The following is a 12,561-nucleotide window of genomic DNA, read 5'->3' as shown; positions in this document are numbered from 1 at the left end:
TCATGCATGAATTTGACTGGAGCTCAATTGGGCCAAGCATGCCATACCTGATTCAGGGGATGGTGGTCACACTCAAAATTACGCTGACAGCTGTGGTATTCGGGATTGTCTGGGGCACGATTCTGGCGGTGATGCGCCTGTCGCCGATAAAGGCCGTTAGTTGGTTTGCCAAACTGTATGTGAACCTGTTCCGCTCCGTTCCACTTGTCATGGTGCTGCTGTGGTTCTATCTGGTGGTTCCTAGCTTATTACAAAATGTGCTTGGGCTATCGCCGAAAACCGATATTCGACTGATTTCAGCTATGGTAGCCTTCTCGCTGTTCGAAGCAGCCTATTATTCGGAAATCATTCGTGCGGGTATTCTCAGTGTGTCACGCGGTCAATCCTCCGCAGCGCTAGCATTAGGCATGACACACTGGCAATCCATGAAGCTGATTATTTTGCCGCAGGCATTCCGCGCCATGGTGCCATTGCTGCTGACGCAGGGGATTGTTCTGTTCCAGGATACCTCACTGGTTTACGTGCTCAGCCTCGCTGATTTCTTCCGTACCGCCTCAACTATCGGCGAGCGTGACGGAACACAAGTTGAAATGATCCTGTTTGCCGGGTTCATTTATTTTCTCTTCAGCATTACTGCCTCAATGCTGGTCAGTTACCTGAAAAAAAGGACGGTTTGATGATTTCCCTGAAAAATGTTTCTAAATGGTACGGCCAATTTCAGGTGCTAGCCGACTGCTCCACAGAAGTAAAAAAAGGTGAAGTTGTGGTCGTCTGCGGGCCTTCAGGCTCTGGCAAATCAACCCTGATCAAAACCGTAAACGGTCTGGAACCGATTCAAAAAGGTGAAATTACCGTCAATGGCATTGCCGTTAACGATAAAAAAACCAATCTGGCTCAGTTGCGTTCCAAAGTCGGGATGGTGTTCCAGCACTTTGAACTGTTCCCACATCTGTCGATTATCGAGAACCTGACGCTAGCGCAGGTGAAAGTGCTGAAACGTAAGCGTGAAGACGCCAAAGCCAAAGCACAGAAGCTTCTGGAGCGCGTTGGGCTATCCGCACACGCCAACAAATTCCCAGGGCAACTTTCCGGCGGTCAGCAACAGCGTGTCGCTATCGCCCGCGCGCTATGCATGGATCCTATCGCGATGTTATTTGACGAACCGACATCCGCGCTTGATCCAGAGATGATCAACGAAGTGTTGGACGTTATGGTTGAATTGGCGCAGGAAGGCATGACCATGATGGTCGTCACGCATGAAATGGGCTTTGCCCGTAAAGTGGCGCACCGTGTGATCTTTATGGATGAGGGCAAAATCGTTGAAGACACCCGCAAGGATGATTTCTTCAATAACCCACAGTCTGAACGCGCTAAAGACTTCCTGGCGAAAATCCTGCATTAATACTCAGATAAAGCGTGCCGCAAGGCACGCTTTGGACTGACAAAGTACGTCGAGCGGTGGTAATGGGTAGATCGTAAAGACGCTGCAAGTACGTCCATGTAAGCTCGGATTGCGCCATCCCTGGCGCAAACGCTTTACTCTTCTATCCCATTATCACCGTTCTCGTTCTGTAAATGGGTTTATCAACAGCCTGAATATGCCACAACACAGTTTCTATTTAGGTAGCCTACGGCTGAAACGGCTGGCGGTGGAACAGGTCATGTGAGCATTTCGGGCAGAGAGGCAAAACCTCCGGCGTGTAGAACGCAATATGGTGATGGCAGTTCTCACACACCAGATTACCGAGCCCCACCACTTCACCGCTGTGGTACACCCCGTGGTGATTCACATCTTTGAAAATCTCACGCCACTCCAGCTGCGTTTTATCCGTAATATCCGCTAACTCCTGCCACAGGCTTTCCTTGATGACTCGCATAAACACGCTGTCGGTAAACTCATCCTGACTTTCGTTATAGCTGCGGGCAAACTCTTCCAGATCGCGCTGAACGGCTTGAATCACCTGCTCTATTTCTTTTTGCGTCAGCTCCGAGCTTTCCTGCAAGGTTTTGCGGGCGCTCAGCACCAGACTGTCGAGATCGCGTTCACCATTGTTCAGCCGAGCCGTCACTGAAGCCATTAACTCGCGATAATAGCGGGCTAGTTTATTCATGCTTCCTCCTGAATTAAGCGGGTTGAAGGGTGATAAAGAACGCCTATTCGCTGTCTGGCACATCTGGCCAAAACCGATACGTTACCTATCTCTCTCTATTTTAGATTATTTTTTCGGTACGCCTGATAAATTGTCGCCAATTTGCGCAACGCCTCGCAGTCTATCGCTCACAGATCAGAAATATTCCTCAGTCGGGCGCTGGGTGTTGTTGCCCGCGCCGCTTACGGCTATGCTATGCGGATCTTTTGTTATGAATCAGAAGAGGCTACTCACGTAGCAATTCTTCACTAAACAGGACCCCTGGCAGCCATGCAAGAGCAATACCGCCCAGAAGAGATAGAAGCGGACGTCCAGCTTCACTGGCAAGAGAAGCAGACCTTTAAAGTCACCGAACAGCCCGGCAAGGAAAAATACTATTGCCTTTCCATGCTGCCTTACCCTTCTGGCCGACTACATATGGGGCACGTCCGTAACTACACCATCGGCGACGTGATCTCCCGCTATCAGCGCATGCTGGGCAAAAACGTTCTGCAACCGATCGGTTGGGATGCCTTTGGTCTGCCGGCAGAAGGCGCAGCGGTTAAAAACAACACCGCGCCGGCCCCCTGGACCTACGCCAACATCGACTACATGAAAAACCAGCTCAAACTGCTGGGCTTTGGCTATGACTGGGACCGTGAAGTCGCGACCTGTAAACCAGACTACTACCGCTGGGAACAGTGGTTCTTCACCAAGCTGTACGAGAAAGGTCTGGTTTATAAAAAAACCTCCGCCGTTAACTGGTGTCCAAACGACCAGACCGTACTGGCGAACGAACAGGTTATCGATGGCTGCTGCTGGCGTTGCGATACCAAAGTCGAACGCAAAGAAATTCCACAGTGGTTTATCAAAATCACCGCTTACGCAGACCAACTGCTGAACGATCTGGATACGCTGGAAAGCTGGCCTGAACAGGTCAAAACCATGCAACGTAACTGGATCGGCCGTTCTGAAGGTGTGGAAATCACCTTTGATGTGGCGGACAGTGACAAGAAACTGAGCGTTTACACCACGCGCCCGGATACGTTCATGGGCGTGACCTACGTTGCTGTTGCCGCCGGTCACCCTCTTGCAGCACAAGCTGCTGCAACCAACCCAGCGCTGGCCGATTTCATTGCAGAATGCCGTAATACCAAAGTTGCCGAAGCTGATATGGCGACGATGGAGAAAAAAGGCATGGCCACTGGCCTGTATGCGATTCACCCGCTAAACGGTGAGAAAGTCGCTATCTGGGTCGCCAACTTCGTCCTGATGGAATACGGTACAGGCGCAGTCATGGCCGTTCCTGGCCATGACCAGCGCGACTGGGAATTTGCCACCAAATACGATCTGTCCATCAAGCCGGTTATTCTGAACGCCGACGGCAGCGAGCCCGATCTGTCCGCTCAGGCGATGACGGAAAAAGGCAACCTGTTCAACTCTGGTGAGTTTGACGGTCTGGATTTCGAAGCCGGATTCAATGCCATTGCCGATAAACTGGTAGAAAAAGGCATCGGCGAGCGTAAAGTCAACTATCGCCTGCGCGATTGGGGTGTCTCCCGTCAGCGTTACTGGGGCGCACCAATCCCAATGGTGACGCTGGAAGACGGTACCGTCGTCCCAACGCCAGAAGATCAACTGCCGGTAATCCTGCCGGAAGATGTCGTGATGGACGGCATCACCAGCCCGCTGAAATCGAACCCTGAATGGGCGAAGACGACCGTTAACGGTCAGCCAGCACTGCGTGAAACCGACACATTCGACACCTTTATGGAATCGTCCTGGTACTACGCGCGCTACACCTGCCCGCAGTACGATCAGGGAATGCTGGATCCGGCTGCCGCCAACTACTGGCTGCCCGTTGACCAATACGTTGGTGGTATCGAACACGCCATCATGCACCTGATGTATTTCCGCTTCTTCCACAAACTGATGCGCGACGCTGGTCTGGTTACGTCTGATGAACCCGCCAAACGCCTGCTGTGTCAGGGCATGGTGCTGGCTGATGCCTTCTATTATCTCGGTAATAACGGCGAGCGCATCTGGGTTTCTCCGACCGACGTGACCGTTGATCGTGATGAGAAAGGACGCATCGTCAAAGCCGTAGATAACGAAGGCCGTGACGTGGTTTACGCGGGCATGAGCAAAATGTCGAAGTCCAAAAACAACGGCATCGACCCGCAGGTCATGGTAGAGAAATACGGTGCAGATACCGTTCGTCTGTTCATGATGTTTGCTTCTCCGGCAGAAATGACGCTGGAATGGCAGGAATCCGGCGTAGAAGGCGCAAACCGCTTCCTGAAACGCGTCTGGAGACAAGCCTTCGAGCATACCGAGAAAGGTGCGGTAACGGCTCTGGATATCACTACACTGACTGAAGATCAGAAATCACTGCGCCGCGACCTGCACAAAACGATCGCTAAAGTGACCGATGATATCGGCCGACGCCAGACCTTCAATACCGCGATCGCCGCCATCATGGAACTGATGAACAAGCTGGCAAAAGCGCCGCAGGACAGCGATCAGGATCGCGCACTGACGCAGGAAACGCTGCTGGCCGTCGTTCGTATGCTGTATCCGTTCACACCGCACGTCTGCTTCACGCTGTGGCAGGCACTGCAAGGTGAAGGCGACGTCGATACTGCGCCGTGGCCAGTTGCAGATGAAAACGCAATGGTTGAAGATTCTAAGCTGGTCGTTGTTCAGGTTAACGGTAAAGTACGTGGTAAAATCACCGTTGCCGCTGACGCAAGCGAAGAACAGGTTCGCGAACGCGCTGCACAGGAACCGCTGGTCGCGAAATATCTGGACGGCGTCACGGTTCGTAAAGTGATTTATGTCCCTGGCAAACTGCTTAACCTGGTTGTGGGTTAAGGCAAGGAGGAACTGTGCGACATCGTCTATTCACGTTGTTGCTGGGGCTGGTGGTGTTAATCACCGCTGGCTGCGGTTTTCATCTGCGCGGCACAACACAAGTGCCTGCGCAGTTACAAACACTGGTGCTCGACAGCAGCGATCCTTATGGTCCGCTAACGCGTGCGGTACGTGAGCAGCTCCGTCTCAGCGATGTGAAAATCGTTGATGATGCGACGCGTCAGGATATCCCGTCTCTGCGGGTACTGGGCTCAAGCGAAACGCGTGATACCGTCTCTATTTTTCAGGACGGTAAAACAGCGGAGTACCAGATGGTGCTGACGTTGCGGGCACAGGTGCTGATGCCGGGTGAAGATATTTATCCGCTCAGCGTGACGGTGTTCCGCACGTTCTTTGATAACCCGCTGGCTGCACTGGCGAAAGATGCCGAACAGGACATCGTCCGTCAGGAAATGCATGAGCAAGCTGCCCAGCAGTTGGTGCGTAAATTGCTGACCATCAATGGCAGTCAGGAAGTCAAAAATCGGCTGCAGTCCACCGATTCAACGACTGCCACCACGCGTCCATGATTCGGCTTTACCCCGAACAACTCACCGCGCAGCTCCATGAGGGGCTGCGCGGTTGTTATTTGGTCTTTGGTTCAGACCCGCTCCTGCTGCAGGAAAGTCTCGACAGCATCAAACGGGTCGCTCAACAGCACGAATTCAGCGAGCATTTCAGCTTCATCCTGGATCTTCATACCGACTGGGATGCGATTTTCAGCACCTGTCAGGCGCTCAGCCTGTTCGCCTCACGCCAATCGCTCCTACTGGTTTTGCCGGAAAACGGCCCAAATGCCGCGATGGGTGAAAATCTGGTTAAGCTCTCTGGATTATTGCACCCCGATATTTTGCTGATTCTGCGCGGTCATAAGCTGACCAAAGCGCAGGAAAACAGCGTCTGGTTCAAAGCGCTGGCGCAAGACAGCGTCTATATCAATTGTCTGACGCCAGAACAAGCACAGCTCCCTCGCTGGGTTGCTCAACGAGCTAAAGCCATGAAGTTGACGCTGGATGAACAGGCCACGCAGCTGATTTGCTATTGCTATGAAGGTAACCTTCTTGCGCTGTCTCAGGCGTTAGAGCGGTTAGCGCTACTTTATCCCGATGGCAAGCTGACTCTGCCGCGAGTGGAAAGCGCAGTTAATGATGCCGCTCACTTCACGCCATTCCATTGGCTGGATGCATTACTGGCAGGAAAAGGCAAACGCGCCTGGCACATTTTGCAGCAGCTAAAGCAGGAAGATTGCGAACCTGTCATTTTGCTACGCACACTACAGCGTGAACTGCTACAGCTGCTGGCGCTGAAACGGCGCATGTCAGACACGCCGCTGCGTACGCTATTCGATCAGCAAAAAGTGTGGCAAAACCGACGTGACCTGCTCACTCAGGCATTACAGCGTCTCTCTCTTCAGCAGCTACAGCAGGCCGTACGATTGCTGACGCAGGTAGAAATAACCTTAAAGCAAGACTATGGTCAGTCCGTTTGGTCTGAACTTGAATCGCTTGCCATGCTTCTATGCGGCAAAGCCTTGCCGGAGGCATTCATCTGAATACGTCACCCACGGCGCCATCGCTGACCGCATTTTTTGGCGGCACGTTTGACCCGATTCATTACGGTCACCTTCAGCCAGTAACGGCACTGGCAAAGCTTGTGGGGCTGACTCAGGTCGTCCTGATGCCCAATAATGTTCCGCCACATCGGCAGCAGCCCGAAGCCAGTTCCCGGCAGCGTTTCCATATGGCTGAGCTGGCCGTCGAAGGCAACCCGCTATTTACCGTGGACGATCGTGAACTACAACGGCAAACGCCCTCCTATACCATTGATACATTGGAGGCATTTCGGGCTGAAAAAGGCGGTGATGCGCCTCTGGGCTTTATCATCGGGCAGGACTCGTTGCTAACGCTGCACCATTGGCACCGCTGGCAAGATCTACTCAACGTTTGTCATTTGCTGGTATGCGCTCGGCCCGGCTATCGCTCGACGCTGGAAACGCCCGAATTACAACAGTGGCTGGACGATCATCTGACGCACACACCGAACGATCTTCATCAGCAACCGCATGGACGGATTTTTTTAGCAGACACGCCGCTAGTCACCATTTCCGCAACGGACATTCGCCAACGTCGACAGCAAGGTCTGGACTGTCACGATTTATTACCTCCCGCCGTACTCCGTTACATCAACGAACACGGCCTGTACCAATAGCGCAGGTTTTCCCGTCCATCAGCCACGGGCTTTGTACCACTCGACAAAAGTGCGTGATATACTCCGCGGCTGGTTTCAATCACCGGGAAAAGCGAAAATTTTCGGCAATTACTCGGTGATTCACGTTTTTCCTAAACAATTCAGCGCCGCACGCGTTCGTCAGTTACTGACAAAACGCCATTGAGGGGGAACCTTTGCAAGGCCAAGCACTCCAAGACTTCGTTATTGATAAGGTCGATGACTTAAAAGCTCAGGATATCGTTGCACTCAACGTCCAGGGTAAGTCCAGCATCACCGATTACATGGTTATCTGTACGGGTACTTCTACACGTCATGTCGCCTCCATTGCCGATCACGTCGTACAATCCTCACGCGCCGCGGGTTTGATCCCACTCGGTGTCGAGGGTGAAAACGCCTCAGATTGGGTTGTGGTCGATTTGGGTGACGTGATGGTTCATGTCATGCAAGAAGAAAGCCGCCAGTTGTACGAACTGGAAAAATTGTGGGGCTAGCATGAAACTGCAACTGGTCGCCGTTGGCACCAAAATGCCTGACTGGGTGCAGACTGGTTTCACCGATTATTTGCGCCGTTTCCCAAAGGACATGCCTTTCGAATTACTCGAAATTCCGGCGGGGAAACGGGGTAAAAATGCGGACATCAAACGCATTCTGGAGCGCGAAGGCGAACAGATGCTAGCGGCGGTGGGCAAAGGCAACCGCATTGTTACGCTCGATATTCCAGGGACTCGCTGGGAGACGCCGCAGCTGGCGCAACAGTTGGAGCGCTGGAAACAGGACGGGCGCGACGTCAGCCTGCTGATTGGTGGGCCTGAAGGGCTTTCGCCAGAATGCAAAGCCGCAGCGGAACAAAGCTGGTCACTCTCGCCATTAACGCTGCCGCACCCGCTCGTTCGTGTACTGGTGGCAGAGAGCCTGTACCGTGCATGGAGCATTACGACTAATCACCCTTACCATCGGGAGTAAGGCGATACGATGAAACCTGTGAAATAACGCTGGATGAAAGTAGAACGTAAACCCTTTCGTGATTATACGGCTGAGTCCGCCCTGTTTGTGCGCCGTGCTTTGGTAGCATTTCTGGGCATTTTGCTGCTTTCTGGTGTATTAGTCGCTAATCTTTACCATCTGCAAATTGTACGTGTTGATGACTATCGCACGCGCTCTAATGAAAACCGCATTAAGCTGGTTCCTATCGCGCCGAGTCGCGGCATCATCTATGACCGTAATGGCACTCCGCTGGCGTTGAATCGCACTATCTATCAGTTAGAACTCGTACCCGACAAAGTCGACAACCTTAAAGATACGCTCGAAGCCCTGCGCCCCGTCGTCGATCTGACCGATAGCGATCTGGAAAACTTTGAAAAAGAGCGTAAGCGTTCACGCCGTTTTACTTCCATCCCCGTAAAAAGCGGGCTGGATGAGATTCAGGTTGCCCGTTTTGCCGTCAACCAATATCGCTTCCCAGGCGTTGAAGTTAAAGGCTACCAGCGCCGCTATTATCCTTACGGCTCTGCCCTGACGCACGTCACGGGTTATGTTTCCAAAATCACCGATAAAGAAGTGGAACGACTGACCAAAGAAGAAAAGATTGCCGATTACGCCGCCACGCGTGACATCGGTAAGCTAGGTATTGAACGTCATTACGAAGATCTGCTCCACGGCAAGCCCGGTTATGAAGAAGTTGAAGTTAACAACCGTGGCCGCGTGATCCGCCAGCTCCACGAACAGCCACCGCAGGCGGGGCGTGATATTTATCTGACGCTGGATCTGAGCCTGCAAATCTACATCGAGAAATTGCTGGAAGGCAGCCGTGCCGCCGTGATTGTCACCGATCCACGCGACGGCGGTATTCTAGCGATGGTTTCCACCCCCAGTTACGATCCCAACCTCTTTGTCGACGGGATTTCCACCAAAAATTACGCAAAACTACAAAGCGATCCCGACCGTCCGTTGATCAATCGTGCAACACAGGGGATTTATCCCCCCGCCTCCACCGTTAAACCTTATATCGCGGTTTCCGCCCTGACGGCGGGCGTGATCACCACTAATACCAGCCTGTTCGATCCCGGCTGGTGGCAATTACCCGGTTCTGAAAAGCGCTTCCGCGACTGGAAAAAATGGGGTCATGGTCGCCTTAACCTCACCAAGTCGCTGGAAGAGTCCGCAGATACGTTCTTCTATCAGGTCGCTTATGACATGGGCATCGATCGCCTGTCCGAATGGATGACCAAATTTGGTTACGGCGAGAGAACCGGTATCGATATTTCGGAAGAAAGCAAAGGCAATATGCCAACGCGTGAGTGGAAATTAGGCCGGTTCAAAAAACCCTGGTATCAAGGGGATACGATTCCGGTCGGGATTGGTCAAGGTTATTGGACCGCAACGCCTATCCAAATGAATAAGGCGCTGGTGACACTGATCAACGACGGCCAGGTCAAAACGCCGCACCTGCTTTATAGCTCGCGGGAAAATGGCAAGATTGTACCTTTCCGACAGACTGAGAATCAGCAAATTGGCAACATCCACTCTGGTTATTGGGAAGTGGCGAAGGACGGTATGTATGGCGTGGCTAACCGGCCTAACGGTACCGCCCACAAAAGCTTTGAGGATGCGCCTTATAAAATTGCGGCAAAATCCGGTACGGCGCAGGTTTTCGGCCTGAAAGAAAACGAAACCTATAATGCGCACAAGATCGCAGAACATCTGCGTGACCATAAATTAATGGTTGCGTTTGCCCCGTATAAAGACCCTAAAGTAGCGATGTCGATTATTCTGGAAAACGGTGGAGCAGGCCCGACCGTTGGCACCATCACCCGCCAGATCCTTGACCATATTCTGCTGGGTGATAACAATACCGATTTACCTAGTGCGCCTCCTGCGCCGCCGGGTAGCGAGAGTGAGTAACAGACAGTCATGACCGATAGCCAACAAAAGGGATCGTTCTGGGCGAAAATCCATATCGACCTCCCGTTTCTTCTCTGCATCCTGGCTCTGCTGGGCTATAGCCTATTTGTCTTATGGAGCGCCAGCGGGCAGGACATCGGCATGATGGAACGAAAAGTCGTTCAAATCGTGTTGGGGTTTACGGTGATGATCGTGATGGCGCAAATTCCCCCGCGCGTATACGAAGGTTGGGCCCCCTACCTCTATATCGTCTGCGTGATTTTGCTACTCATCGTGGATATTTTTGGGCAGATCAGTAAAGGCGCACAGCGCTGGCTGGATCTGGGCTTTATTCGCTTTCAGCCGTCAGAAATTGCCAAAATCGCCGTACCGCTGATGGTCGCGCGTTTTATCAACCGAGATATGTGTCCACCGTCGTTAAAAAATACGGCAATCGCGCTGGTGCTGATTTTTGTCCCTACGCTGCTGGTTGCCGCACAGCCCGACTTAGGTACCTCGATTCTGGTCGCGCTATCAGGGTTATTTGTGCTTTTCCTCGCAGGCATGAGCTGGCGGTTAATTGGCATCGCCGTACTGCTACTCGCCGCTTTTATTCCTATACTCTGGTTTTTCCTGATGCATGACTATCAGCGCGCCAGGGTCATGATGCTGCTCGATCCAGAAAGCGATCCGCTCGGGGCTGGGTACCATATTATTCAGTCGAAAATTGCGATAGGCTCAGGTGGCCTGTCTGGGAAAGGCTGGCTGCATGGCACACAGTCTCAGTTAGAGTTTCTGCCAGAGCGCCACACCGACTTTATCTTTGCCGTACTGTCGGAAGAGCTTGGGTTAATCGGCGTGTTGATTCTGCTCGCCATGTATCTGTTCATGATCATGCGCGGTCTGGTCATTGCCGCGAATGCGCAAACCTCGTTCGGCCGAGTGATGGTCGGCGGACTGATGTTGATTCTGTTTTTCTATGTGTTCGTCAATATCGGGATGGTCAGCGGTATACTTCCCGTCGTTGGCGTGCCGCTGCCGCTAGTCAGCTACGGTGGGTCGGCGCTGGTCGTCTTAATGGCGGGGTTCGGTATCGTCATGTCGATACATACTCACCGCAAACTGCTATCTAAGAATTTATAACACGAGGTGAGCAATGCGTAAGGATTGGCTTTGGGTCGGCGTAGCAACTCTGGCGCTTGCGGCCTGTAGCACAACGGAACAGCGGCAGCCTACGCCGCCTGTGACTCAGGTTTACAGCGGACCGACGGAAGAAATCGGTGGCGCAGAACCGCGTTATGAACCCTACAACCAGGGCACGCTGCAAGACTACAGCATCAAAGGCAAGAGCTATAAGGTTGTCAAAAATCCGCAAAATTTTAGCGAGACAGGCTTAGCGGCATGGTATGGCGAAGAAGCCAGCGGCAACCGCACGTCAATCGGCGAAACGTTTGACCCTAATGCGATAACCGCCGCCCACCCTACGCTGCCGCTGCCAAGCTATGTCCGCGTGACCAACCTGAGTAACGGTCGCCGTCTGGTTGTACGCGTGAACGATCGCGGGCCGTATACGCCGGGCAGAATTATCGATCTGTCGAAGGCCGCAGGCGATCGGCTGAACATTTCGAACAATACCAAAGTAAAAGTGGATTTTATCAACGTCGCGCCAGATGGGACGCTCTCCGGCCCCGGAACCGTGGGCACCACCGTCGCCAAGCAAAGCTTCTCCCTACCGGAACGCCCGAGCTTCGGTGCCAGCGGGCTGGGCACACCGATGATGGAAACAACATCGCCAACGCCCAACAGCGCCGTGCGCCCAATCAGCAATAGCAACCTGAGCACGCCAACAGATAGCACGCAGCCACAGAGCAGCGCGCCGTCGCACAGTGGCGGTTTTCTGGGAGCACCTTCCGCACTGCGCACTGGCGTGGTTGAGTCCACTGTGACGCCAACGGCGGCGGCAACACCATCGTCATCCGCTGCGCCAATGAACGTCGCGCCAGCTACAGCGGTTGCCGCTGGCGCTGCTGCAACGCCATCGGCCACAGGTCGCTATGTGGTTCAGGTCGGTGCATTGAGCGATCAGCAGCGCGCGCAAACCTGGCAGCGTAGCCTGAGCGAACGCTTCCGCGTGGCCGGAAACGTCACCGCGAGCGGCGGCCTGTATCGCATCCAACTGGGGCCATTCCAGAATCGTCAGCAAGCCGCTGAACTTCAACAACGTTTGTCAGTCGAAGCTCAGCAGCAGTCGTTTATTACCGCCGCACCCGGCACTCTCTAGTAACGGATAATCGGCAGACTCATTCAGCGAAAACGGCGGCTATGGCATTGAACATACCGCCCTTTTGCAAAATCACGTAACGTAATGTCTGATGCCTGCCTATTTCCCATCTGCTATAGTGTGGCTCGT

At 53.1% G+C, this 12,561-nt stretch carries 12 protein-coding genes; 11 read left to right on the top strand and 1 reads right to left on the bottom strand.

Translation table 11 applies throughout. The annotated features are described in order from the left end of the window. The first annotated feature begins 2 nt into the window (after positions 1 to 2). Positions 3 to 677: a glutamate/aspartate ABC transporter permease GltK gene (gene gltK, locus EIP93_RS06915; RefSeq protein WP_039482823.1), complete on the top strand. Its 675-nt coding sequence runs from the start codon at positions 3 to 5 to the stop codon at positions 675 to 677. Continuing rightward, a complete protein-coding gene (locus EIP93_RS06910) occupies positions 677 to 1,402 on the top strand; it encodes an amino acid ABC transporter ATP-binding protein (RefSeq protein WP_102116692.1) in 726 nt (241 codons plus the stop codon). Before gltK ends, EIP93_RS06910 begins: the two co-directional genes overlap by 1 nt. A gap of 226 nt (positions 1,403 to 1,628) precedes the next feature. Here the strand turns inward: EIP93_RS06910 and EIP93_RS06905 are convergent, their stop codons facing one another. After that, a complete protein-coding gene (locus EIP93_RS06905) occupies positions 1,629 to 2,111 on the bottom strand; it encodes a zinc ribbon-containing protein (RefSeq protein WP_010298779.1) in 483 nt (160 codons plus the stop codon). 309 nt (positions 2,112 to 2,420) lie between these two features. Between EIP93_RS06905 and leuS the strand changes: the two genes are divergently transcribed. From leuS to rlpA, 9 genes are all read left to right on the top strand, one after another. Further along, positions 2,421 to 5,003, top strand: a complete 2,583-nt coding sequence (leuS, locus tag EIP93_RS06900) for a leucine--tRNA ligase (RefSeq protein ID WP_107332537.1) — start codon at positions 2,421 to 2,423, stop codon at positions 5,001 to 5,003. A gap of 14 nt (positions 5,004 to 5,017) precedes the next feature. Further along, the gene (gene lptE, locus EIP93_RS06895; protein WP_107332536.1) at positions 5,018 to 5,572 is read left to right on the top strand and encodes an LPS assembly lipoprotein LptE; all 555 of its coding nucleotides are present in this window, start codon (positions 5,018 to 5,020) and stop codon (positions 5,570 to 5,572) included. Continuing rightward, positions 5,569 to 6,594: a DNA polymerase III subunit delta gene (holA, locus tag EIP93_RS06890; protein ID WP_039482830.1), complete on the top strand. Its 1,026-nt coding sequence runs from the start codon at positions 5,569 to 5,571 to the stop codon at positions 6,592 to 6,594. The genes lptE and holA overlap by 4 nt, the downstream gene beginning before the upstream one ends. Beyond that, positions 6,561 to 7,250, top strand: coding sequence for a nicotinate-nucleotide adenylyltransferase (gene nadD / locus EIP93_RS06885; RefSeq protein ID WP_103860204.1), 690 nt, complete (start codon positions 6,561 to 6,563; stop codon positions 7,248 to 7,250). Before holA ends, nadD begins: the two co-directional genes overlap by 34 nt. Positions 7,251 to 7,444: 194 nt before the next feature. After that, positions 7,445 to 7,762 carry a ribosome silencing factor gene (gene rsfS, locus EIP93_RS06880; protein ID WP_039482837.1) on the top strand — a complete coding sequence of 106 codons (318 nt, stop codon included), beginning with the start codon at positions 7,445 to 7,447 and terminating at the stop codon, positions 7,760 to 7,762. A 1-nt stretch (position 7,763) separates the two neighbouring features. Beyond that, entirely contained in the window at positions 7,764 to 8,234 is a 471-nt protein-coding gene (gene rlmH, locus EIP93_RS06875) for a 23S rRNA (pseudouridine(1915)-N(3))-methyltransferase RlmH (RefSeq protein WP_005976291.1), read from the top strand. 33 nt (positions 8,235 to 8,267) lie between these two features. Then, positions 8,268 to 10,172 carry a peptidoglycan DD-transpeptidase MrdA gene (gene mrdA / locus EIP93_RS06870; protein WP_095698846.1) on the top strand — a complete coding sequence of 635 codons (1,905 nt, stop codon included), beginning with the start codon at positions 8,268 to 8,270 and terminating at the stop codon, positions 10,170 to 10,172. 9 nt (positions 10,173 to 10,181) lie between these two features. Further along, entirely contained in the window at positions 10,182 to 11,294 is a 1,113-nt protein-coding gene (mrdB, locus tag EIP93_RS06865; protein WP_010298765.1) for a peptidoglycan glycosyltransferase MrdB, read from the top strand. A gap of 13 nt (positions 11,295 to 11,307) precedes the next feature. Then, a complete protein-coding gene (gene rlpA / locus EIP93_RS06860; protein WP_125232467.1) occupies positions 11,308 to 12,432 on the top strand; it encodes an endolytic peptidoglycan transglycosylase RlpA in 1,125 nt (374 codons plus the stop codon). Positions 12,433 to 12,561: the final 129 nt, after the last annotated feature.

The organism is Pectobacterium versatile (assembly GCF_003932035.1).
In the GTDB taxonomy this organism is placed as follows: Bacteria; Pseudomonadota; Gammaproteobacteria; order Enterobacterales; family Enterobacteriaceae; genus Pectobacterium; species Pectobacterium versatile.
The sequence above is the reverse complement of the archived record's forward strand: the minus strand, read 5'-3'. Positions and strand labels throughout refer to the sequence as shown.